Below are 22,003 nucleotides of genomic sequence, written 5' to 3'. Positions count from 1 at the left end.
CCTGAGCGACCCCAAGGCCGCGTGAGCAGCCCCGAGGTCGCGCCGGCGGCCCGGCGGCGCCGGCCCCGAGACCGTCGGCCACCCGTGTCGAACCACCGACCCCGCAGTACCGGGACCATGTGCCCACAGGAGAGGACCTCCCCCGATGACGACCCCGAGCCAGGACGACCAGGCCGCGCAGGGCGGCTGCCCCTTCGGCCGCCGTACGTTCACCAAGACCGCCCTCGGCGTCGGCGCGGCAGGAGCCGCCCTGGCGGGCGCCGGGCTCGTCGGGGCCCAGGTGGCCGCGGGCAGCACTCCCGCCGCGGCGGCCGACTCGGGCAGCGGCAAGGTGTCCTTCCACGGCGCCCACCAGGCCGGCATCACCACCCCCGCGCCCACGGCAGCCGTCTTCGTCTCCTTCGACGTCATCGCCGAGGACCGCACCCAACTGGCCGCCCTGCTGCGCACGATCACCGAACGGGCCCGCTTCCTGACCACCGGTGGCACCCCGGTCGACCTCGGCGTGGGCGCACCGCCCTCCGACAGCGGTCTGCTGGGACCGGACCTGCCCGCGGACGACCTCACCGTCACCGTGGGCGTCGGCGCCTCGCTCTTCGACGACCGCTACGGCCTCGCCGGCCGCATGCCGCGCCACCTCAAGCCGATGCGCACCTTCCCCAACGACAGCCTCGACGCCGCCGAGTGCCACGGCGACCTGTCGTTGCAGCTGTGCGCCGCCAACTCCGACACGGTGCTGCACGCCCTGCGCGACATCACCCGGCACACCCGCGGCGCGATGCAGATCAAGTGGCGCATCGACGGCTTCCAGAACCCGTCCCGTCCCACCGGCGCGCAGCGCAACTTCCTCGGGTTCAAGGACGGCATCGCCAACCCCGACACGGCCTCGTCCCGCGAGATGGACAAGCTCGTCTGGGTCACCGCGGCCGACGGCGAACCGTCCTGGGCGGTCGGCGGCAGCTACCAGGTCATCCGGATCATCCGCATGCTGGTCGAGTTCTGGGACCGGGTCTCGCTCACCGAGCAGGAGAAGATGATAGGCCGCCGCCGTGACACCGGCGCACCGCTGGACGGCGTCCAGGAGACCGACCTCCCGCGCTACACCAAGGACCCCAAGGGCGAGGCGATCCCGCTGGACGCCCACATACGGCTCGCCAACCCCCGTACGGCGAAGACCGACACCACCCGGATCCTGCGCCGCGGCTACAACTACGACCGGGGCGTCGACAAGGCGGGCAACCTCGACATGGGCCTGGCCTTCTGCTCCTACCAGCAGGACGTGGTCCGTCAGTTCGAGGCGACCCAGACGCGTCTGATCGACGAGCCGCTCGTCGACTACATCAGCCCGACCGGGGGCGGCTACTTCTTCGCGCTGCCCGGGGTGAAGGACAAGTCCGACTGGCTGGGCCGCTCCCTCGTGGAGGGCTGAAGCGAAGGGTGAACAGGGGGTTGGGCCGGGGTCGGCAGCGGAGCCGGGCAGGAGGCCGCCCCGTCCAGCGTACCGAGCAGAAACGGCATCACCCCCCGCTCCAACAGGGCCAGTTGCCACTCCTCGTGAGCACGCCTCACCTCGGTATCGCGGTCCTCCGAGGTGGGGCGGTCGCGCGTCGCCAGTGACCAGAGGAGGTCGCCCAGCGCCGCGCCCGCCGTCACCGCGGCCAGGATCACCACCACCATGATCAGTCCGTCGTTCAGATGCGGGCGGACGTCGAGGGCGTGCAGGTCGAACCCGCTCAGGACGTACACACCCGCGGCGACGACACCGAGACTCGGCACGAGCAGTGCCGAGACGGACACGGAGCCGTCCCCGACACGTACGGCGGCCTTCGCGGGTCCCTCGTGTCGCCCGGACGCCCGCAGTCGGAGGTACCGGTCGTACTCGACCGCGGCGGTCAGGGAGAGCGAGGGGCGCGCCTGAAGAGCTTCGGCGCGCAGGCGCTCGCGCGTGTCCGCCACGCCGAAGCGTTCCACGGCTGCCATGATCTCGGGAGAGTGGAGGGCCCGCTCCAGGATCCGCTCGAAAGTGCCGTCGCTCGGCGCCGCCGGACCGTCGTCACGTTCCTTCATTTGGGGGTCCCCCGAGACGTAAGAGGCTCACGATGAGGCAAACCCTACAGTATGTAGGGTTTCCGCTCGTCAACCGCTTCGGTGTCGGGTCTCCGTCGGGTCGTGGGATCTTCGCGGACTCTTCGGCATGGGATACGTCGACCTGCGCCGGGCGTCACGGCCTCCTGGTGGCCCGGTGCACGAAGGCGGGCGGGAGGTTCGGCCACACCACGGGCGAGCGTTCCAACCGGTCGAAGCGGTAAGCCAGTTCAGCGGTGAAGTCACGGGCGGGCGGAGTCCAGGCCGCGTGCAGATACGCGAAGGTGGTGAACCGGCCGCCGGGCGCCAGGACTTCGCTCACGGCGTCCAGGATGTGTCCACGCCGATCCCGCGACATGACCGTCCACGGCAGCCCGGACACCACCACGTCGACCGGTCCGCTCACCGCGGCGGGCAGCTCGGCGGCCGAACCCCGCACCACCGTCAGCCGTTCGTCGTGCCGCGCGGCCGACAGTCGTGCCGCGAGCACCGCATTGAGCTCGACCGCGACGAGCCGCGCCTCGGGTGCCAGCCGGGCGAGGATCGCGTCGGTGAACACCCCGGTCCCCGGACCCAGTTCGACGACGAGCCGGGCTCGCTCCAGATCGATGCCCTCGGTCATCGCGTGGGCCAGCCGACGTGAACTGGCCGCCACGGCACCGGTCATGAGGGGCCGTCTGAGGAACTCGGTGGTGATCGACATGGCCGCCATGCTGGAAGCGCGCCGGGTGGCCGCACGTCGTATCCCCGGTCGGTGCGCGTACGACCGCGGGAGGACCCCGTGACGCCCCGCAGGACGATGCGGCGGAGCGGGCCCCGGTCATAGCGTGAGGCGGTGCATCGGCTGATCGAGACCCTGTCCCGCCGGCGGCGCGGCCACCCGTGGCTGACGGACGTCCTGCTGGTCGTGCTGGTGGCCGTGCCCCCGGTCATCCGCCCGGAGCCGGGCTGGCGGCCGGTCTGGGTGCAGGCGGGCGTGTACGTCGCCCTGGTGTTGCCCCTGTTGTGGCGCCGCCGTCGGCCGGTGCTCGTCGCGGCCCTGGTGACGGCGGCCTTCTGGGCGCAGTACCTCGGACACGTGTGGGGACAGGAGCCGGGGCGCGGCGCCGTCGCCCTGGCCGCGGTCCTGGCCACCCTCACCGTGCGCGGTCTGCGCCGAGCCGCCGCGCTGACCGTGGTGTGTGCCGCCGTCTGCGTACTGCTGTGGATTCCCGCGTGGCAGCGGGAGTACGTGGGTCCGGGTGCCCGAGGCGCCTGGCTCACCCCGCTCGCGGTGGGGCTGCTGCTGGCCGGGGCCTGGGTGTTCGGCGAGTACGTCCGTGCCCGGCGCGCCTACCTCGCCGAGTTCGAGCGGCGGGCCGTACTCGTCGAGTCGGAGCGCCTCGCCCTGGCCCGGGTCGCCGTCGCCGAGGAACGGGCGCGCATCGCCCGCGAGATCCACGACGTCCTCGCGCACAGCGTCAGCGTGATGGTGGTGAACGCCGAGGGCGGCAGGCTGATGCGGCATGTCGACCCCGCCGTCGTCGACCGCACCCTCGGCGTCATCAGTGCGACCGGCCGCGAGGCCCTCGGTGAACTGCGCAGGCTGCTGGAGGTGCTGCGTACGCCCGACGCGGACGCCTCGGCGGATCCCGACCACCACCCCGATTCCGACCCCCGTGCGACTCCCGAGCCCCTCTCGGCCGATCTGCGCCGGCTGATCGGACGCCTCAACACCAGCGGCACGCGCGCCCGGCTGGACGTGCGCGGCGAGCAGCGCGGTCTTCCTGCGGACCTCACCGTGCAGACGTACCGCATCGTGCAGGAAGCGCTCACGAACATCGTCAAGCACGCGCCGCAGGACGCCACGATCCACGTACGGGTCGACACGGGCACTCAGGGGCCCGGGCGGCTGGTCCGCGTGCGGGTGGAGAACTCAGCCGGAGCCGGAGCCGGACACGCAGCAGCCGCAGGGGGCGCCGTCGCCGGGCGCCCCGCCCCGCTGCCCTCGTCCGGTCGCGGTCTCACCGGCATGCGCGAACGCACCGCCCTGTACGGCGGGAGTGTCGATGCCGGGCCCACACCCGACGGCGGTTACCAGGTCGTCGCCACCCTGCGCGTCGCCGAGCCCGAGCCCACCGGGGCGGCCCCATGACCGGCCCGACCCCGATCCCGGCCTCGACCCCACCCCCTATGTCGTCCCCGTCCCGCGTGCTGATCTGCGACGACCAGGAGCTGATCCGGATGGGGCTGCGCATGGTCGTCGACAGCCAGCCCGACCTCACCGTGGTGGGCGAGGCCGCCGACGGCGACGCGGCGATCGCGGGCGCCGCCGCCCTGGAGCCGGACCTCGTCCTGATGGACGTACGCATGCCCGGTCTGGACGGCCTCGCCGCCACCGAGCACCTCTGCGCGCAGCCCCACGGGCCCCGGATCCTCGTCGTCACCACCTTCGACCTCGACGAGTACGCCTACGCCGCCCTGCGTGCCGGCGCGAACGGCTTCCTCGTCAAGGACGCCCCGGCCGAGGAGATCCTGGTGACCGTACGGGCGGTACTGCGGGGCGAGGTCATGGTGGCGCCCTCGCTCACCCGGCGCCTGGTCGAACGCTTCGTCCTGCACGGGCCCGCGTCCGCGTCCACGCCCGACCAGCGCCGCCGCCTCGCCGCCCTCACCGAGCGGGAACGGGAAGTCCTCGCCCTGGTCGCCCGGGGACTGGCCAACGGCGAGATCGCGGGCCGCCTCTTCGTCGGCGAGACGACCGTCAAGACCCACCTCGGGCGCATCCTGACCAAGCTCGGACTCCGGGACCGTATCCACGCGGTGATCTTCGCCTACGAGAGCGGGCTGCTACGGGTCGGGGACTGAGCGCCGAAAGGGGTGAGCGCCGACAGAGGGGAACGGCGACAGAACTGAGCGGCGGCAGGCATCCCGCCGTCCGGCGGGACTTCTCCGCCGTCCGGCGCTGCCGTGGGACCGCGGGCGCGCGGCACGATGACAGTCAGTGGTCACGGTCACAGGGACGTGGCCCGGACGCAGGGAGAGCCGATGACCACCAATCCGTCCGCCGAGGCACAGGGCTCCCGGATCGGGCCGCCCCCGCCGTTCGACCCGGAGCTCGCCGCCGCCCTCGAGATCATCCGCGAACAGCTGCCGTCCTCGTTCAGCATCGAGATGATCCCGGCGCTGCGCGAGGGCATCGCACTGTCCGAGGGGGCGGACCTGGACCTGACCCGGGACGGCGCCTTCGAGGTGGAGGAGCGCACGGTGCCCGGGCCGCAGGGCGCACCGGACATCTCCCTGCTCATCTGCCGGCCGACCCGGGCCGCCGCGGCCGTGCCCGTCGTCTACAACGTGCACGGCGGCGGCATGGTGATCGGCGACAACCGCACCGGTGTCGGGGAAATGCTCGACTGGGCCGAGGAGCTGGGCACGGCCGTGGTGTCGGTGGAGTACCGCCTCGCGCCCGAACACCCGCATCCGGCCCTCGTCGAGGACTGCTACGCCGGACTGAAGTGGACGGCCGAGCATGCCGGGGAATTGGGGTTCGACCCCGAGCGGATCATCGTCGCGGGCGCGAGCGCCGGGGGCGGTCTGACCGCGGCGGTCGCCCTGCTCGCCCGGGACCGCGGCACACCGGTGCTCCTGGGGCAGGTGCTGCTGTGCCCGATGCTCGACGACCGCAACGACACCCCCTCCAGCCATCAGATGGCCGGTCTCGGAGTGTGGGACCGCGCGGCGAACCACATGGGGTGGACGGCCCTGCTCGGTGACGCCCGCGGCGGCCCGGACGTCTCTCCCTACGCCGCCCCGGCCCGCGCCGACGACCTCTCCGGGCTGCCTCCGGCCTTCATCGACGTCGGCTCGGCCGAGACCTTCCGGGACGAGGCCGTCGCCTACGCGAGCGGCCTGTGGCAGGCGGGCGGCCGGGCCGAACTCCACGTGTGGCCCGGTGGCTTCCACGGATACGACCTGATGGCGCCGCAGGCCGCCCTGTCCCAGGACACCAAGGCCGCACGTCTGCGCTGGCTGCGCCGGCTCCTGGAGAACTGACCCCGTCCACCGGGCCTCCTGCCGGTGACGGCTTGGCACCGGGCGCCGGAGGACGGAGCATGAGGGGGCGACGCTTTCCGGTGGCCCGTGCGAGGTGAGTGAGTTCGGTGAAGGAGCTGGCGGGCAGGCTCGCGGCGCTCGACCCCGACGCGGGTGCCGCACTCCAGGTGATCGCCTACTTCGACCGGCTGATCGAGGGCCGGGCGGGTCTGGAGTCGTTGGTGCGGGGCGCGGCGGTGCTGTCCGGCTGCCCGGCTCGGCTCGTCGACGAGGAGCGCGGGGTCCGTGTCCGGGTCGAGGCCGAAGGAACGCGCCGGGACGACGGCGGCCCGCTCGACCCGGCCTGGCCCTCGGCCCCCTTGACGCCGGACGGACCGCCTGCCGTCTGGCTGGAGCGCACAGGAGTCTCCGACGGGGTCCACGCGATGGTCCTCGAGCGCGCCGCGGCCGCCGCCCGGGCGGTGCTGGACAGGACCCGCGGGCGGGCGCCGGCGGAGGCCCGCCAGGCCGACCCCGCCTCGGTCGAGGTGCTCCTGGACGCCGCCGCCACCGAGCACGCCCGGCGTCAGGCGGCCGTCCGGCTCGGCCTGCGGAACGTCTCCGCCGCCCGTGTGGTGGCGACCGCCGAGGGTGGCCCGCTCGTCGAAGCGGTGCCCGCCACCGGCGACAGCACGCCCACCACCGGTGGCCGTCGCGCGGGCATCGGCCCCGCGGTGCCCGTACGGGACCTTCCGGCCTCGTGGGCCGCCGCCCGTACCGCCCTGCGGTTCACCGCGGAGGGCACCGACCAGGACCCCGGCCCCCGCACGGTGTACGCGGACGAGCTGGGCGGCCTCGCGCTGCTCGCGGACACGGTCGGCCCGACCACGGAACCCGTCCCCGACGTCCGCGCCCTCGAACACGCCGTCGCGACGGCCCCCTGGGCGGCGAGCACGCTGAACGCGGTCGCCTTCAGCACGAGTCTGCGCGCCGCCGCGGCGGAGCTGAACGTGCACCACTCCACACTCCAGGACCGCCTCGTCCAGGCCGAGCACTGGCTCGACTGGCCGGTCCAGGACCCGCACGGCCGGCTCCGCCTCCAACTGGCGCTGGTCCTAAGACGGTTGCACCGGAACGCGGCACGCTAGGGCGTGCTCCGGAACGGCCGCGCGGGGTGGTGGTACGGCGGGGTGGCGGTACCTCTACACGGAGCGGTGGTACTGGTCGGGGACGTGGACCTCCGCGCCCAGTTCACGGGCCGCCAGGCGCGCGAACGAGGGGTTGCGCAACAACTCGCGTCCCAGCAGCACGGCGTCGGCCTCGTCGTTGGCGAGGATCTTCGCGGCCTGCTCGGCGTCGGTGATGAGACCGACGGCGGCGACGGGCAGCGAGGTCTCCGCCTTGACCCGGGCGGCGAAGGGGACTTGGTAACCCGGCCCGACCGGAATGCGTACGCCCGAGACGTTGCCGCCGGTGGAGACGTCGAGCAGGTCGATGCCGTGTGCGCGCAGCTCGCCCGCGAAGCGGACGGTGTCGTCGGCGCTCCAGCCGCCCTCCTCCAGCCAGTCGGTGGCGGAGATCCGGAAGAACAGCGGCTTGTCGTCGGGCCACACCTCCCGCACGGCGTCCACGACCTCGAGGGCGAAGCGGACACGGTTCTCGTACGAGCCGCCGTACGCGTCGGTGCGGCGGTTGGAGTGCGGGGAGAGGAACTCGTTGACGAGGTATCCGTGGGCGCCGTGGATCTCGGCGATCTCGAAACCGGCGTCCAGCGCGCGCCGCGCCGCGTCCGCGAACTGGCCCACGATCTCCCGGATCCCGGCCACGGTCAGCTCGGTCGGCACCGGGTGCCGCTCGTCGAAGGCCAGCGCGCTCGGAGCGAGCGGCTGCCAGCCGTACGCGTCCTCGCCGACCGGCGCGCCGCCCTTCCAGGGACGGTCGGTGGAGGCCTTGCGGCCGCTGTGCACGAGCTGGATCGCGGGCACGGTGCCCTGGCTCCGGAGGAAGCGCGTGATCCTGCGGAAGGCCTCGACCTGGGTGTCGTTCCAGATGCCCAGGTCGTAGGGGCTGATCCGGCCCTCGGGGGAGACGGCGGTGGCCTCGACGACGATCAGCCCCGTGCCGCCGGTGGCGCGGGCGGCGTAGTGGGCGAAGTGCCAGTCGTTCGGCGCGCCCGTCGAGGGTCCCTCCGGCGCGGCCGAGTACTGGCACATCGGGGGCATCCACACCCGGTTCGGGATGGTCACCTCGCGCAGGGTCAAGGGCTCGAAGAGCGTGCTCACGGCGGACTCCGTTCGTCGAGGGTGCCGAGCTGCTCCTCGTACGATAGGCATCGTAGTACGGCATGTGTCAAACTACGAGAGATGTCGAACAATCCTCGTAGACTGAGGTTCCTGGACGAAGATGAGGTTCCTGGACGAAGTGGAGCCACCGTGACGACCGCAGACCCCGCCGGCAGCAGCCGTGACCTGCCGCACCCCGTACGTGCGGAGATCCGCCTGGAGTCGGTGCTGCACGCGCTCTCCGACCCCATGCGGCTTCGGATCGTGCGCGAGCTCGCCGCCGTCGGCGACGAGCTCTCCTGTTCGCACTTCGACCTGCCGGTCACCAAGTCCACCACCACGCACCACTTCCGGGTGCTCCGTGAGAGCGGGGTGATCCGGCAGGTCTACCGGGGAACGGCCAAGATGAACGCCCTGCGCGGAGCCGACCTGGACGCGCTGTTCCCCGGGTTCCTCGACAGCGTCCTCGCCGCGATCGAGCGGCAGGGTGAGCGGCTCGGTGAACCTCGGCGCACGGCTGGGTGACCGGCCGGGCGACCGGTGGGGATCAGACCGAGGCGGCCTTCGGTTCGGCGGCGGACCCGGCCGAACCCGCCTTCCCCGGCAGGTGGTTGAAGAGCAGGTTCAGGACGATCGCCGTCAGGCACCCGGCGCTGATCCCGCTGTTCATCACCGTCTGGAACCAGTCGGGGAACTTCGCGTAGACCGTCGGCACGCCGACGGGGAGCATGCCCACGGCGACCGAGACGGCCACCACCGTCAGGTTGTTGTTGCCCTTGAAGTCCACCTCGGCCAGCGTCCGCAGCCCGCTCGCGGCGACCGTCCCGAACATCACCAGACCCGCGCCGCCAAGGACCGGTGCCGGTACCGCCGCGACCACCGCGCCCAGCTTGGGCAGCAGACCGAGCAGGACGAGAATGCCGCCCGCGGTCGCCACCACCCAGCGGCTGCGCACCCGGGTCATGCCGACCAGACCCACGTTCTGCGCGAACGCCGTGTAGGGGAAGGTGTTGAACACACCGCCGAGCACCGTGGAGAGACCGTCGGCGCGCAGACCGTCGGCCAGCGTGCGCGGCTCGACCTTCCGGTCGGTCATCTCGCCGACCGCGATGAGGTCACCGGTCGTCTCCGTCATCGTCACCAGCGCCACGACCAGCATCGACACGATCGCGGAGACGTGGAACGTGGGAGTGCCGAAGTGGAACGGCGTGCTGATCCCGAGCCAGTCGGCGTCCCCGACCCCGCCGAAGTCCGTGAACCCGAACGGCACCGCCACGGCGAGGCCCACCGCGATGCCGACGAGCACCGCGACCCGGCCCAGGAAGGGCGGCGCGAACCGTTGCACAGCCAGCACCACGGCCAGGACGAAGCCCGCGAGCGCCAGGTTCTTCGGTTCCCCGAAGTCCTTCGCGCCCACTCCGCCCGCCGCCCAGTTGCCCGCGACCGGCAGCAGCGAGACCCCGATGATCAGGATGACGGTGCCCGTGACCAGTGGCGGGAAGAAGCGCAGCAGCCTGCCGAAGACCGGCGCCAGCAACACGATCGCGAGCCCCGCGACGATCACCGATCCGTAGATCGCGGGCAGCCCGCCGCCCGTCGTCCCGATCAGGACCATCGGCGAGACCGCCGCGAAGGTGCAGCCCTGCATGATCGGCAGTCGTACACCGAACCGCCAGAAGCCCACGCACTGGATGAGGGTCGCGATACCGCACACCAGCAGGTCCGCGGTGATCAGATACGCGAGGTCGGCAGGCGAGAGCTTCATCGCCCCGCCCACGATCAGCGGCACGGCCACCGCGCCCGCGTACATCGCGAGCACATGCTGGAGCCCGAAGGCGGCCAGGTGGCGTACGGGTGGGACCTCGTCGACGGGATGCACGGGATGCGCGGGTGCGGTGGTCGTCATGGGCACTCCAGGAGCGGCGGGTGGGGACGGGGACGGCCGGACGACGCGAGCAACGTCCGAACAGCACGAGACCGTAAGGGGCTTGAACAGTTTGTTGATTTCCGGCCCGTTGCCGCTATGTGTCATGCCCACCGAGTCGCGCCCGACCCCGCCGGAGACGCGCTAGTGCGAAGTCGCCGTCCGCGCCGCCGCCAGCAGCGACGTCCAGTCGGGCAGCTTGACCACACCCCGTCCGAGCGAGGCCCCGAGCTCCGCCTCCGCCCGCTCGATCGCCTCCCATCCGGCCCACGGAACCGGTGTGGCCCCGGCCGCCCGCAGCGCCGCGAGGGGATCCTCGGCCAGCTCCCGTCGCATGAGTTCGGGAGCGTCCTCGACGAGCGAGGTCACCGTCTCCTTGGCGCACGGGCGGTTGGTGCCGATGACACCGGTCGGGCCCCGCTTGATCCAGCCCGCCACATACTCGCCCGGCGCGACCACGCCGTCCCGCAGCACCCGGCCCGCGCGGTGCGGCACCGTGCCGTGGTCCGTGTCGAAGGGCAGTCCTTCGAGCGGGACGCCCCGATAGCCGACCGAGCGCAGCACCAACTGCGCCTCGATGTCCTCGTACCGTCCCGTGCCCGTCACCCCGCCGTGCCCGTCGGGCGCCGTGCGCTCGAAGCGCACCGCGCCCACCCGGGTGCGGTCGCCCTCGTCGGGAAGCAGCTCGACCGGGCGCAGGAAGAAGCGCAGCCGGATCCGGCGGGCCCGGTCCTGCGCCGGCGTGGCGGCCCACCCCCGCAGCACCTCCACGTTGCGGCGCTGCGCGGCGGGCAGGTCCGACGGGTCGGCGTACTGCGGATCGAGCGCCAACTCCTCGGGATCCACCACGACTTCGGTATCCGGTAGTGAGCCGAGCTCGCGCAGTTCCTTGGTGGTGAACCGGGCCTGCGAGGGACCGCGCCGCCCGATCATGCTGATCTCGGTCACCTTGCTCGCGGCCAGCGCGCTCAGCGCCGCCTGCGGCACGTCCGTGGGGCTCAGCTCGGACGCGCCGCGGGCCAGCATTCGGGTCACGTCCACGGCGACGTTCCCGACGCCGACGACCACCGCCGAGCGCGCGCCGAGCACGAAGCCGTCGGTGGCGGAGTCGGGGTGCGCGCTGTACCAGGACACGAACTCGGTCGCCGACCAGCTGCCCGACAGCTCCTCGCCCGGCACTCCGAGATGGCGGTCGGTGGCGGCGCCCACGCAGTAGACCACCGCGTGGTACAGCTCCCGCAGCCGGGTCACGGGCACCCCGCCCGGGCCGACCTGGACACCGCCCAGGAACCGCACCCGCTCGTCCTCCAGGACCGCCCGCAGATTGTTCTGCAGCGACTTGATCTTCTCGTGGTCCGGCGCCACGCCGTAGCGCACCAGGCCGTACGGGCACGGCAGCCGGTCCAGGACGTCCACCCGGACCTCGGACAGCCCGCTCTGGACGAGGCTCTGAGCGGTGTAGACCCCGCTGGGCCCCGAGCCGACGACGGCGACATGCAGCACGGCGGAACTCCCAATCCGAAACCCGAACAGCTCGAGGAGATCGCTGATGGCTCCAGCATCGCACCACCGACGCTCCGCTGACAGGGTGCGGCGCGCGGCATACGCGTACGGGTTCCTCCGCACGGAAAGTCATGACATGAATACATGTGGTGATCGTTCCGGCGGTCGTCAGAGGTGTCTCCGAGTGTCACCGCAACGCGCGCATCCTGCTGATCTCGCTCGTCTGCTGGGCGATCACGTCGTCGGCCATCTCCTCGACCTGGATGTTGTTGCCCTGGGCCTTCACCTCCGTGGCCATGGTGATCGCCCCGTCGTGATGTGTGATCATCAGCTTCAGGAAGAGCGTGTCGAAGGTCTTGCCCCGCGCCGCGCGCAACTCCCTCAGCTGTGCCTCGGTCGCCATGCCGGGCATCGCCTCGTGCCGGTGCTCCGTTGCCCGCTCGTCGCCGTGGTGGGCCGTGAGCCAGCCCTTCATCGTGGTGATCTCCGGCCCCTGCGCGGCCGCGATCCGCGCCGCGAGCCGCTTCACCTGACCCGACGCTGCCTGCTGGGGGGCGAGCGCGGTCATCTCCAGGGCCTGGGTGTGATGTTCGATCATCATCCGCGCGTAGGCGAAGTCCGCCGTGTTGGGGGAGTCGTCCTCGTTGCGCTGCTTCGCGGCGTCCGCGGCCGAGAGTGTCTCGGCCGCCTCGCCCGGCTTGCCGGGGGCGATCACCGAAGGCCCGCTCGTCCCCGCGGACTTGGGCGCGGAAGCCGAGCCGGAGTCGCAGCCCCCGAGCGCGAGCGCGGCGACCGCCAGCGAGACCGCGCCCAGGAGCGCACGGCATGTGCGGGGCGTACGGGACGCGCGGGACGTACGACGGAGCAACACATCGACCTCCAGGGGCACATGAATCGCCGGACACCTCACGGGTGTTTCATGACCGTCCTAGCACGCCGGTGAACGTTACTGATCGAAAACCTTCATTACGAGTGCGTTGCCATCTGTTGATCAGCGCATGGGTCGGACGATACTTCTGGGGTCCGTGAACCGTTCAACTGCGAACGGCTACAAGGGAGGACGCAGTGACCCTGTTGATCGATCCCCGAACGCGGCGCAGACGCCTGGGAGTTGCCGCAGCCGCGGCCGGACTCCTGGCCGCGCTGCTCACGGCCGGCCCGGCGGCCGCGACCCCCGATCCCGGGGACGGCCCCGCCGTTCCGGAGAAGGTGTCCCGCAGTGACGCCGTCGAGACCAGAACGGCGATCGCGAACGGCGAGATACCCGGGCAGGACGAGATCGTCCACTCCGACAACATCGAACACCTCACCAACATCCCCAAGGACGCGCTGCCCGGCACCAATTCCGACCTCGCCTTCCAGGGCGAGTACGCCTTCGCCGGCAACTACGACGGCTTCCGCATCTTCGACATCAGCAACCCGAAGGCGCCCAGGACGGTGGCGCAGGTGCTCTGCCCGGGCTCGCAGAACGACGTCTCCGTCTCCGGCAACCTGCTCTTCCTGTCCACCGACTCCTCGCGCAGCGACAACTCCTGCAACAGCACCACGCAGCCCGCGACCGAGAAGTCCTCGTGGGAGGGCATGAAGGTCTTCGACATCACCGACAAGGCGAACCCGAAGTACGTCGCCGCCGTGGAGACCGCCTGCGGCTCGCACACCCACACGCTGGTGCCCGAGCGCAAGAACGTCTACATCTACGTCGCCTCGTACTCGCCGAGCGCCACCTTCCCCGACTGCCAGCCCCCGCACGACGGCATCTCGGTCATCAAGGTGCCGCGCAAAGCCCCTGAGAAGGCCGCGGTGGTGAACTTCCCGGTGCTGTTCCCGGGCGAGGGACCGGACGGCGGCGGCAACCCGGGCGCGCCCACCAACCCGGGCGTCTCCAAGACCACCGGCTGCCACGACATCACGGTCCTGCCCTCCAAGGACCTGGCCGCCGGTGCCTGCATGGGCGACGGCATCCTGTTCTCCATCAAGGACCCGGAGCACCCGAAGGTCATCGACCAGGTCGAGGACAACGTCAACTTCGCGTTCTGGCACTCGGCGACCTTCAACCAGAAGGCGAACAAGGTCGTGTTCACCGACGAGTTGGGCGGTGGTGGGGCGGCCACCTGCAACGCGGCCATCGGTCCGAACCGCGGCGCCGACGGCATCTACGACATCGTCGGCAAGGGCGACCAGCGCAAGCTCGTCTTCAAGAACTACTTCAAGATCCCCCGCCACCAGGCCGACACCGAGAACTGCGTGGCCCACAACGGCTCGCTGATCCCCGTCAAGGGCAAGGACCTCATGGTCCAGGCCTGGTATCAGGGCGGTGTCTCCGTCTGGGACTTCACCGACTCCTCGAACCCCAAGGAGATCGCCTACTTCGAGCGCGGACCGCTGACCACCGACAAGCTCACGGTCGGCGGCTCCTGGTCGGCGTACTACTACAACGGCTACATCTACTCGAACGACATCGCCAAGGGCTTCGACGTCCTCAAGCTCAGCGACCGGCGCACCGATCCGGCCAAGCGGGTCCACCTGCGCGAGCTCAACGTCCAGACGCAGCCGGACTACTTCGACTGATCGCCGGGCGACTGATCGTCAGACGGCTGATCGTCGGGCGACTGCTCGTCCGGTCGTGGGCCGGTCGTGAAGAACCGTGACAGATCGCTCTCGCACGTCCCGCCGGGCACCTCGGTGCCCGGCGGGACACCCATCTCCCAGTCGAGGTGGTAGCGCTCGAACAGCTCGGCCCGCAGCCTCGGGACCGGCATCGGCACACCCGGCACCAGGGCCGCGTACACCGCGCCCATGAGCACCGCCCGCAGCATCGGGTAGTCGGTGTCGGCGTCCTGGGAGCCGTACTCGGCGACGGTCTCCCGCAGGAGCTGCGCAAGGCGCTGCTGCTCCGGACACTGTACGAACCCCTCGCCCAGCAATATGCCCGCCATGTGCTGACGCATCAGCACGGGCCGGTCCCGCGCCAGGCCCAGAATCGCGTCGATGGCCCGCGCCAGCCGCTCCCGGCCGTCCTCGGTACGCGGCTCGCGCTCCAGCCCCTCCTCCAGCGTGCGGTGCATCATCCGGTGCACGGCGGACTGCAGGAGCTGGCGTTTGCCGGGGAAGTAGTACGACACCAGTCCGCGCGCCGATCCCGCGCGATCCGCGATGTCCCCGAGCGTCGTCGCCTCGTAGCCGCGTTCGTTCACCAGCTCCACCGCGGCCTGCAACAGCCGCTCCCGGGAACGCCGGCGCAACTCTTCATTGACCGACGGGCTGCGCGGGGACATGCTGGAACTCCTGTGTTGACTGGCTGCCAGCCAACTATACTCAGAGCGTCCGGGCCATGACTCACCGCGGGGGAGGCTTCGGGCTGCCGTCCGCCTGGGGCGACGCGGGGGATCGTCTCAGGCGGACGGGCACAGGTCGAGCGGAATTCCCGGCCGGGCAGGATTCCCGAGCGAGTCGCACAGCCGCCGTGGCCTCCTTAGAGTGAGCGAAAGTGCCGAGGAGGCGAGTGGAGATGGATCAAGAGCAGATCCTGGCGAAGATCACGGCGATGGTGGACGACGAGCGCCGGCTGCGCGACGCCGTCGCATCAGGGCAGATCGACAGCGCCACGGAACACGAACGGCTCGGACAACTGGAGCGCGAACTCGACCAGTGCTGGGACCTGCTGCGCCAGCGGCGCGCGAAGTCCGAGTTCGGGGAGAACCCGGACGAGGCGCGCGTACGACCGTCTTCGCAGGTCGAGGACTATCAGAGCTGATCGTGAAGGGCCGCCCCCGGGTCTCCGGGCCGCTCCCGGGTCTCCGGGCCGACATCGACGGCCCTCGGGCCCACGGGCGCTCCCGGGAAGGTGCGCGGGTCAGCCGACCAGGTCCAGCACCGGCCGCAGTCCCTCCGGGCGCCGTGCCGCGGGCAGGTGGTCCACGAAGTGCACCGCGCAGCCCAGCGCCGCCGCGCCCCCGTCGGCGCGGCGGTCGTCCCCGACCATCAGCGTGTCCTCGGGGGCGATGCCCAGCGCGTCGCAGGCGGTCGCGAACAGCCGGGGGTCCGGCTTCTGGATGCCGTGCTCGTACGACAGGACGTACGCGCCCACGTACCGGTCGAGGCCGTGCTCACGGAAGACGGGTCGCAGATCCCAGCCGATGTTGCTGACCACCCCGACGGCGACCCCGCGCTCGCACAGGGCGTCGAGCACCTCGGCCGTGTCGGGATAGGGCCCCCACGCAGCCGGGAGCATGTGACGCTCGTACAGCGCGTCGTGCAGCCGGGCATCGGGCAGCCGCACCTGGCGGGAGATCGCCGTGTACAGGGCCCGGTGCCCCTCGGCGCTCTTGTCCCGCCTGCGCCACAAGTCCTCCGAGCCCTCCGGCAGTCGGGGCGCGACGCCGCCGCCGGGCAGCGCGCCCACCGCCTCCAGGGCGTCCGCCGCTTCGGTCAACTCCCGTTCCGGCAGGGTGAGGTCGGCGTCCCTGAGCACCGCGCGCAGCCAGGACTCGGTCGGTTCGGCACGGAACAGGGTTCCGGAGAAGTCGAAGAGCACGCCTTTGATCGTCATGAGGCGAATCCTTCGGGGCGCGCTCCGCGCCGGTCAAGCACGCTCCGGGCGGGTCGAGCACACTTCGTGCCGGTCAAGTACGTTCCGAGCCGAAGAGGCGCTCATGGGTCATCACCGCCAGGGCGACCACCAGCGCGCCGAGCAGCCAGCCGCCCAGGACGTCCGAAGGCCAGTGGACGCCCAGCCAGACACGGGTCAGTCCGACACCCACGACGCTGACCACGGCCAGCGCCAGTGCCGTACGCCGCAGCGCGCGCCCGGCGCCGTACAACTGGAGCAACCACAGCAGCAGCCCGCACACCACCGTCGCGGTCATGGCGTGGCCCGAGGGGAAGGCCGCGTAGTGCGCGGAGTCCACGGGGTCGGGCCAGACGGGGCGCGCCCGGCCGACCGCCGCCTTCAGCGACTGCTGGACCACCGTGCCCAGCACACAGGCGGCCGTCACCCACAGCACCGGCCACCACGCCGAACGGCGCCAGACCAGCAGGAGCACGACCAGCGCACCCAGCGCGCGCATCGTCCACGGGTCCCACACCCAGTCCGTCAGAACGCGGAACACCTGGGTGGCACCCGGTTCGTCGACCGCCCAGCGGTGCGTGGTGCGCGCGACGTCGCCGTCGAGGACCAGCAGCGGTCGCCAGGAGAACGCGACCAGCACGAGGAGCAGCACGGACGGAACGGTGAGCACCGCCGTGGTGAGTGCCGCGGTCCGTGGGGCCGGAGTGCGAAGCGGTGGGTCGAGGGGCGGGGACTGCATACGGTGATCCTCCCCGAGGTACGGGGCCGGCGGCCAACCCCGTGGCCCCGAACCGCCGCTGTCGCGGCTAGCCGAGCGCCCGCAGGCCGGGTACGAACGCCACCAGCAGGGGGATCACCGGCACGAGCGTGGCCGCCGCCGTCAGCCGCAGTCGCCGCGACGGCGTCAGCCGGTCCGGAGGAGCGAGCAGGCGGTGCACCCGCAGTGGGACATGGGCCTGCGGAGTCGGACAGGGGCCGAACACGCCCCGGTCCTCGTTCAGTTCCACCAACGCGAGGGCGATCGTGAGGCGGCCGAAACGGCGGGAGGCCATGTCGTCGGCGGCGAGTTCGACCAGCCGGTGCATCTCGTCGCGGAACGCGGCGAACACGGGCACCTGCGGAAAGCCGACGGCGAGCGCGGCCGAGCAGTGCAGCAGCCAGTCGTGCCGGGCCCGCGCGTGCCCCTGCTCATGGGCGAGCACGGCGTCCAGCTGACGCCCTTTGAGGCGGCGCAACGCGGCTGTGGTGACGACCAGTTGGGGAGCGGCCCCGGGCAGCCACCAGGCGTCAGGACGCTCGCCCTCCAGCACCACCAGCCGGTCACTGCCCGGCTCCTCACCGGGCAACAGCGGTGCGCGTACGAGGAGTTCGTCGTGGCTCTGCCGACGCTGGGACCGGGCCCGCAGCACCTCGCGGACCAGCATCGCCGCGGTCCAGGCACCGCCGCAGGCGAGCGCCACGGCGGTCGCCGCGGCCCACGGACTCCCCTTGCTCAACGCGTAGGCGTCCACGACGGAGTGCGGAGCGGGGGCGAAGACATGGCCGCGCACCGCCACCCACGCGGCGGCCGCGCTGAGCGTCATCGACAGGACGCAGCACAGCAGAACGGCCGCCACCACGCACTGCCACGCCCACAGGGCGACCACGGGTTCATGGTCCGGCCAGTTGGCCCGGGCGAGCAGTCGTGGAGCGACCACGGCGGCCAGGGCGCCGAGCAGCAACAGTGCCGCGGGGACCATCATGAGGTGAAGCCTATGAGCGGAGCGTCGCCGGGGGATACGGCCCGCGACGACAAAGTGACGTACGCCACGGTTTCACGTGGCCGGGGCCGGAGCGGCGCTCAGAGCGTGACCAGCATGGCCAGCATCGCGATCCCCATGGACAGACGGCACGCCTGTGACAGCTCGGGGCGGTCGCCCCAGCCGAGGGGCCGGGGGGTGCCGCCGAGCGTCCCCGAGCCGCCGGCCACCGCCGCCACCGGCAACAGCCGGGCCCCGGAGCGCAGCACGTACCCGACGAAGTAGATCAGGAGCGCCCCCGTGACCAGAGGAATCCCGGAGCCGCCGCCGTGTCCGTGGTGCCCGGGGGAGGCGGCCATCGCGGCGGCCATGTAGACCATGGCGCAGGCCCCGACCAGATGGTGCAGATGGTGCGGGCTGCTGCGGACCGACCACAGGGCGCGCAGGGCGGCGGCACCGAACACCGCGGCGTACGCGAACCAGGCCCAGCGCGGCGGAGTGGCCGCCGCCGCGGGCACGGCCATCGCGGCCATCCCGAATCCCATGAGCGCCTCGGCGCCCGCGGTGCGGCGCTGCTCCTCGACGGGGCTGCGCATCCGCAACAGACAGTAGGCCCCGCTCGCCGCGCACAGCGCTACGAGCAGCCAGCCGGGTGACGCCGGTCCGTGCACCGCGTACCTCCCCGCTCGACGGAGTCGGACAGTCGTTGATGTCGGACAGTCGGTCAGGGCATGCCCGGGCCGGGCGGTGCGCAAGCGAGCGCACAGGTGTACGCGGGGGAGCGTGCGGGAGTGCGTCGCAGGTGGGCGTGGGTGGGCGGGGATATGTATTTCACGAGTAAAACACCTGCTAAGCTTGAAGGTATGAGCAGTGCGACCCCCCAGACCCCCCGTGTACGCCGCCGTCCCCAGGGACGTCACCGCTCTCATGGACGTCGTCTCCCGCTGGCCGGTGTGCTGCGGCTCGGCCGCCCCGCCGACATCTGGTTCAAGCCCGCGCTGAGTGTGGTCGCCTCGGTCGCCCCGCCGAATCTGACGCTTCTCGCGCTCGGCCGGCTGGACCTGGCGATGTACACCATGGCCGGGTCGCTCTGCGCGCTCTACGCCCACAACCGTCCGTACGCCGCCCGCGCCCGCGCGCTCGCCTGGGTCGCCCTCGGCATGCTCGGCGGCCTGGCCGTCGCGCTGACCGCGGCCTCGCTCACGACGAACGCCGTCGTGCTGGTCACTGTCGGCGCGCTGCTGGCCGCCGTGCAGAAGGCGCTGTGCGACGCCACGCGCATCGGGCCGCCCGGTCACGTGGTCCTCGCCTTCATCAGTTCCGCGTCCCTGTTCGTGCCGCAGACGCTCGGCCAGGTTCCCGGCCATCTCGCGCTGGGCGCCGCAGCGGGCGCCTGGGCGTGGATCGTCGGCATGGCACCCGGACTCGTCCGCCCGCACGGGCCCGAGCGCCGCGCGACGGCGCACGCGCTGAACGCCGCGGCCGCCTACGCCGAGACGGCGGGCACCGGTGACGGGGCCGCCCGGGCCCGCGCCGCCGCGGCCGCCGCCGTGCACGGGGCCTGGCAGTCGCTGCTCTCCACCGGCACCCGCAGTGCGCCCCGGCGTGCCCTGGAACGGCTCGTCGTGCGCGCCGAGGTGGCGATCGCCGCGCCCGCCGACACGGAGCCCGAGCGGCTGCGGGCGTGGGCGCGCGAGGTGCGGGGTGCCGGGCCCGTACCTCGTCCGGACGACCTCGGGGAAGCCGCCGACGAACTCCTGGGCGTGGAAGTCGAACTCGCCGTCCCCCCGAACCCCTTGTTCCGCCGGCTGGGTCCACTCGCCCCGATCGCCCTGCGCACCGCGCTCGGCTGTGCCCTCGCCGGATACGCGTCGCTCGCGCTCGGCGTCGGCCGCCCCTACTGGGCGCTGGTCACCGCCGCGTCGCTCTACCAGGCCAACGTCACCCTGACCTGGAGCCGGGGAGTGCAGCGCGTCGTCGGCAACCTGATCGGTGTCCTCTTCTTCGCCGTGCTCGCTCCGCTGGCCCATCTCAGCCAGGCGTTCCTCGTCCTGCTGTGCCTCGCCCTCAACTTCGGCGCCGAGGCCCTGATCGGCCGCAACTACTGGCTCGGCAGCATCTGTGTGACCCCCATGGCGCTGCTCATCACCGAGTTCGCCCGCGTCCAGCAGCCCGGCGAGCTGATGACCGACCGGGTCGCGGACACCCTGGTGGGTGCGGTCGTGGGCTTCGCCGCGGCGGTCGCGGTCACCAACCGGCGGGCCGGCGACCGTATCGAGGGAGCCCTCGACGCCGTCGAGCGGGCCCGCGAACGTGCCGTGGGCCTGCTCGATGCCGAGCATCCCGATCCCGGCGCCCTGGAGTCCGCCCGCCGCGCGCTGTCCGGTGCCGTCGTCGAGCTGCGCGCCACCGCCGACGCCGCCGCCGGCGAATGGTGGCAACGCGCCCTGCCGGAGGAGCGGGTGATGCGGGCCGAGCAGTCCGGACACCGTACGCTCGCGGCGACGGTACGACGGCAGGGACTGCACTCCTTGGAGGGCGCACAGGCATGACGGCAGCGGATGGGCGTGCGACGGACGCGGCACTCGGCCAGAGCGGCACCGCGACCCCGGCGACACCTCGGCGCGCGGCGCCGCACGGGCAGCCGAGTCGGATGAGCGAGCCCCCGGCCGGGCGGTCGGGTTCGGCGGGCGTTGTGGTCGGTGGTGGTGCCGGCGCGGACAGGCCTGCGGCCCGGCGCTCGGCGTCGGCGGACGCGCGCGCCGGTGGGCGCGGCCCGTCGGGCGACTCGGCCGGACGGGGGCTCTCGGCGGGTGCTCCCCTCGGAGGCGTGGCGTCGACGGACAACGGGACCGGAGAAACGGCCGGCGCGGGTACCCCGGCCTGGGGGTCCACGCCGGCGCATCCGCAGGCCGACCGGTCGGCGTCGACGGAGCCGGGCCCGGGGCCCGCGCGGGCGTCCGGGGCGTCCGGGGCGTCCGGGGCGTCCGCGGCGGACACGCCCGCCGTTCGACCCGACATCGCAACGGACACCGAGGCCGCTCTCCAGGCTCCCTCGGGTGCCTCGGGTGCCTCGGGTGCCTCGGGTGCCTCGGGCGACCCAGCCGCCTCAGGAACTTCGGTTCCGTCGGGCACTCCGGCTGCTTCGGTTACCCCGGTTTCCTCGGGCAGCCCAGACCCCTCGGGCACTTCGATCCCCTCAGGCGGCCCAGACCCCTCGGGCACTTCGATCCCCTCAGGCGGCCCAGCCCCCTCAGGTGCTCACAACCCCTCAGGTGCCCCCACCACCGCACCCCCCGGCGCCCCCTCCCCGGTCGACACCATGGCTGCCGTGGTGCGGCAGTGGCAGGCCGTGCATCCCGGGATCGACACCGGGCCGATGGAGATCATCGGCCGGATCAACCGCTCGGCCGCGCTGCTTCAGCAGGCCGAGGACGCACCGTTGCGCCGGGCCGGGCTCACCCGTCCCGAGTTCGACGTCCTCGGGACCCTGCGCCGCACCGGTCACGAGCTGACCCCCAGTGAGATCGCCCGCGAGACGTTCTCCTCCGGTGCCGCCGTCACCAAGCGCCTGAAGCAACTGACCGAGCGCGGACTGGTCGAGCGCCGCGGTGACACCCGCGACCGCCGGGTCGCGCACGTCCGTCTCACCGACGCGGGCCGCGACCTCGTCGACGGCATCCTGCCCCAGCAGCTCGCCTACGAGACGACGGCCCTGTCCGGGATCGACCTCGCCCGTCAACGCGAACTCGCCGCCCTGCTCGGTGAGTTGCTCGGTCAGCTCGAAGGCCGTCTCGGGGCGCCGCGCGTCTGAGTCCGGCCGGGTGCCCACCCGCTTCGTGGTCACGCGCCGTTGACACGAGCCGCGCGCCGCTCCTACGTTCAGGCTCGC

Annotated in this window: 21 protein-coding genes; 10 read left to right on the top strand and 11 right to left on the bottom strand. The window is 72.3% G+C overall.

Going from position 1 to position 22,003, the window contains the following annotated elements:
* Positions 1-145 precede the first annotated feature (145 nt).
* A complete protein-coding gene (gene efeB, locus AAFF41_RS08270; RefSeq protein ID WP_319745488.1) occupies positions 146-1,429 on the top strand; it encodes an iron uptake transporter deferrochelatase/peroxidase subunit in 1,284 nt (427 codons plus the stop codon).
* Here efeB and AAFF41_RS08265 read toward each other — a convergent pair.
* Together AAFF41_RS08265 and AAFF41_RS08260 are read right to left on the bottom strand one after the other, a co-directional pair.
* Entirely contained in the window at positions 1,360-2,067 is a 708-nt protein-coding gene (locus tag AAFF41_RS08265; protein ID WP_319745489.1) for a hypothetical protein, read from the bottom strand. The two genes, efeB and AAFF41_RS08265, sit on opposite strands and share 70 nt — an antisense overlap.
* Before the next feature lie 154 nt (positions 2,068-2,221).
* Positions 2,222-2,788, bottom strand: coding sequence for a class I SAM-dependent methyltransferase (locus AAFF41_RS08260; protein WP_319745490.1), 567 nt, complete (start codon positions 2,786-2,788; stop codon positions 2,222-2,224).
* A gap of 132 nt (positions 2,789-2,920) precedes the next feature.
* Here AAFF41_RS08260 and AAFF41_RS08255 point away from each other — a divergent pair, with 132 nt between their 5' ends.
* The 4 genes from AAFF41_RS08255 (at position 2,921) to AAFF41_RS08240 (ending at position 7,244) form a co-directional block, all read left to right on the top strand.
* Complete coding sequence (locus tag AAFF41_RS08255) at positions 2,921-4,219, top strand: sensor histidine kinase (RefSeq protein ID WP_319745491.1); 1,299 nt, start codon at positions 2,921-2,923, stop codon at positions 4,217-4,219.
* 38 nt (positions 4,220-4,257) lie between these two features.
* The gene (locus AAFF41_RS08250; protein WP_319745492.1) at positions 4,258-4,932 is read left to right on the top strand and encodes a response regulator transcription factor; all 675 of its coding nucleotides are present in this window, start codon (positions 4,258-4,260) and stop codon (positions 4,930-4,932) included.
* A 180-nt stretch (positions 4,933-5,112) separates the two neighbouring features.
* Complete coding sequence (locus AAFF41_RS08245; protein WP_319745493.1) at positions 5,113-6,117, top strand: alpha/beta hydrolase; 1,005 nt, start codon at positions 5,113-5,115, stop codon at positions 6,115-6,117.
* 107 nt (positions 6,118-6,224) lie between these two features.
* Positions 6,225-7,244, top strand: a complete 1,020-nt coding sequence (locus tag AAFF41_RS08240) for a helix-turn-helix domain-containing protein (protein WP_319745494.1) — start codon at positions 6,225-6,227, stop codon at positions 7,242-7,244.
* Between the two features lie 54 nt (positions 7,245-7,298).
* Here AAFF41_RS08240 and AAFF41_RS08235 read toward each other — a convergent pair whose 3' ends face one another.
* Complete coding sequence (locus tag AAFF41_RS08235; protein ID WP_319745495.1) at positions 7,299-8,378, bottom strand: NADH:flavin oxidoreductase/NADH oxidase; 1,080 nt, start codon at positions 8,376-8,378, stop codon at positions 7,299-7,301.
* A 150-nt stretch (positions 8,379-8,528) separates the two neighbouring features.
* Here AAFF41_RS08235 and AAFF41_RS08230 point away from each other — a divergent pair, with 150 nt between their 5' ends.
* Positions 8,529-8,903 (top strand): ArsR/SmtB family transcription factor, encoded by a 375-nt coding sequence (locus AAFF41_RS08230; protein ID WP_060897354.1) that lies wholly within the window; start codon positions 8,529-8,531, stop codon positions 8,901-8,903.
* 22 nt (positions 8,904-8,925) lie between these two features.
* On the opposite strand, the gene AAFF41_RS08225 is transcribed toward AAFF41_RS08230, so the two are convergent.
* The 3 genes from AAFF41_RS08225 to AAFF41_RS08215 form a co-directional block, all read right to left on the bottom strand.
* Positions 8,926-10,284 (bottom strand): nucleobase:cation symporter-2 family protein, encoded by a 1,359-nt coding sequence (locus AAFF41_RS08225; protein WP_319745497.1) that lies wholly within the window; start codon positions 10,282-10,284, stop codon positions 8,926-8,928.
* 162 nt (positions 10,285-10,446) lie between these two features.
* Positions 10,447-11,805, bottom strand: coding sequence for an FAD-dependent oxidoreductase (locus AAFF41_RS08220; protein WP_343323768.1), 1,359 nt, complete (start codon positions 11,803-11,805; stop codon positions 10,447-10,449).
* A gap of 187 nt (positions 11,806-11,992) precedes the next feature.
* Entirely contained in the window at positions 11,993-12,619 is a 627-nt protein-coding gene (locus AAFF41_RS08215; RefSeq protein ID WP_319746073.1) for a DUF305 domain-containing protein, read from the bottom strand.
* Positions 12,620-12,870: 251 nt separating this feature from the next.
* Between AAFF41_RS08215 and AAFF41_RS08210 the strand changes: the two genes are divergently transcribed.
* Positions 12,871-14,373, top strand: a complete 1,503-nt coding sequence (locus tag AAFF41_RS08210; RefSeq protein ID WP_319745501.1) for an LVIVD repeat-containing protein — start codon at positions 12,871-12,873, stop codon at positions 14,371-14,373.
* Here AAFF41_RS08210 and AAFF41_RS08205 read toward each other — a convergent pair.
* Positions 14,361-15,080 (bottom strand): TetR/AcrR family transcriptional regulator, encoded by a 720-nt coding sequence (locus AAFF41_RS08205; protein WP_319745503.1) that lies wholly within the window; start codon positions 15,078-15,080, stop codon positions 14,361-14,363. The genes AAFF41_RS08210 and AAFF41_RS08205 overlap by 13 nt on opposite strands.
* A gap of 233 nt (positions 15,081-15,313) precedes the next feature.
* On the opposite strand from AAFF41_RS08205, the gene AAFF41_RS08200 reads away from it, so the two are divergent.
* Positions 15,314-15,559 (top strand): DUF2630 family protein, encoded by a 246-nt coding sequence (locus AAFF41_RS08200; RefSeq protein ID WP_190169273.1) that lies wholly within the window; start codon positions 15,314-15,316, stop codon positions 15,557-15,559.
* Positions 15,560-15,658: 99 nt separating this feature from the next.
* Here AAFF41_RS08200 and AAFF41_RS08195 read toward each other — a convergent pair whose 3' ends face one another.
* The 4 genes from AAFF41_RS08195 to AAFF41_RS08180 form a co-directional block, all read right to left on the bottom strand.
* Positions 15,659-16,354, bottom strand: a complete 696-nt coding sequence (locus AAFF41_RS08195) for an HAD family hydrolase (protein ID WP_343323767.1) — start codon at positions 16,352-16,354, stop codon at positions 15,659-15,661.
* Between the two features lie 73 nt (positions 16,355-16,427).
* Positions 16,428-17,111, bottom strand: a complete 684-nt coding sequence (locus AAFF41_RS08190; RefSeq protein WP_319745507.1) for a phosphatase PAP2 family protein — start codon at positions 17,109-17,111, stop codon at positions 16,428-16,430.
* A 67-nt stretch (positions 17,112-17,178) separates the two neighbouring features.
* Positions 17,179-18,114, bottom strand: coding sequence for a M56 family metallopeptidase (locus AAFF41_RS08185; protein ID WP_319745509.1), 936 nt, complete (start codon positions 18,112-18,114; stop codon positions 17,179-17,181).
* Between the two features lie 98 nt (positions 18,115-18,212).
* On the bottom strand, positions 18,213-18,782 hold the full coding sequence (locus AAFF41_RS08180; protein ID WP_319745512.1) for a DUF5134 domain-containing protein: 570 nt from the start codon (positions 18,780-18,782) through the stop codon (positions 18,213-18,215).
* A 192-nt stretch (positions 18,783-18,974) separates the two neighbouring features.
* Here AAFF41_RS08180 and AAFF41_RS08175 point away from each other — a divergent pair, with 192 nt between their 5' ends.
* Both AAFF41_RS08175 and AAFF41_RS08170 read left to right on the top strand, forming a co-directional pair.
* Complete coding sequence (locus AAFF41_RS08175; RefSeq protein ID WP_343323766.1) at positions 18,975-20,663, top strand: FUSC family protein; 1,689 nt, start codon at positions 18,975-18,977, stop codon at positions 20,661-20,663.
* 770 nt (positions 20,664-21,433) lie between these two features.
* Complete coding sequence (locus tag AAFF41_RS08170; RefSeq protein WP_319745516.1) at positions 21,434-21,925, top strand: MarR family winged helix-turn-helix transcriptional regulator; 492 nt, start codon at positions 21,434-21,436, stop codon at positions 21,923-21,925.
* Positions 21,926-22,003 lie beyond the last annotated feature (78 nt).

Source organism: Streptomyces mirabilis (assembly GCF_039503195.1).
GTDB classification, from domain to species: Bacteria; Actinomycetota; Actinomycetes; order Streptomycetales; family Streptomycetaceae; genus Streptomyces; species Streptomyces mirabilis_D.
Note: the sequence above shows the minus strand (reverse complement) of the source record. Positions and strands in the feature narration are given on the sequence as shown.

What these genes read in the sequence shown, in the direction of transcription:
- AAFF41_RS08195 (WP_343323767.1), bottom strand. Translation starts at nt 16,354, where the DNA reads ATGACGATCAAAGGCGTGCTCTTCGACTTCTCCGGAACCCTGTTCCGT.
- AAFF41_RS08190 (WP_319745507.1), bottom strand. Translation starts at nt 17,111, where the DNA reads ATGCAGTCCCCGCCCCTCGACCCACCGCTTCGCACTCCGGCCCCACGG.
- AAFF41_RS08200 (WP_190169273.1), top strand. Translation starts at nt 15,314, where the DNA reads ATGGATCAAGAGCAGATCCTGGCGAAGATCACGGCGATGGTGGACGAC.
- efeB (WP_319745488.1), top strand. Translation starts at nt 146, where the DNA reads ATGACGACCCCGAGCCAGGACGACCAGGCCGCGCAGGGCGGCTGCCCC.
- AAFF41_RS08245 (WP_319745493.1), top strand. Translation starts at nt 5,113, where the DNA reads ATGACCACCAATCCGTCCGCCGAGGCACAGGGCTCCCGGATCGGGCCG.
- AAFF41_RS08265 (WP_319745489.1), bottom strand. Translation starts at nt 2,067, where the DNA reads ATGAAGGAACGTGACGACGGTCCGGCGGCGCCGAGCGACGGCACTTTC.
- AAFF41_RS08225 (WP_319745497.1), bottom strand. Translation starts at nt 10,284, where the DNA reads ATGACGACCACCGCACCCGCGCATCCCGTGCATCCCGTCGACGAGGTC.
- AAFF41_RS08260 (WP_319745490.1), bottom strand. Translation starts at nt 2,788, where the DNA reads ATGTCGATCACCACCGAGTTCCTCAGACGGCCCCTCATGACCGGTGCC.
- AAFF41_RS08170 (WP_319745516.1), top strand. Translation starts at nt 21,434, where the DNA reads ATGGCTGCCGTGGTGCGGCAGTGGCAGGCCGTGCATCCCGGGATCGAC.
- AAFF41_RS08185 (WP_319745509.1), bottom strand. Translation starts at nt 18,114, where the DNA reads ATGATGGTCCCCGCGGCACTGTTGCTGCTCGGCGCCCTGGCCGCCGTG.
- AAFF41_RS08175 (WP_343323766.1), top strand. Translation starts at nt 18,975, where the DNA reads ATGAGCAGTGCGACCCCCCAGACCCCCCGTGTACGCCGCCGTCCCCAG.
- AAFF41_RS08250 (WP_319745492.1), top strand. Translation starts at nt 4,258, where the DNA reads ATGTCGTCCCCGTCCCGCGTGCTGATCTGCGACGACCAGGAGCTGATC.
- AAFF41_RS08205 (WP_319745503.1), bottom strand. Translation starts at nt 15,080, where the DNA reads ATGTCCCCGCGCAGCCCGTCGGTCAATGAAGAGTTGCGCCGGCGTTCC.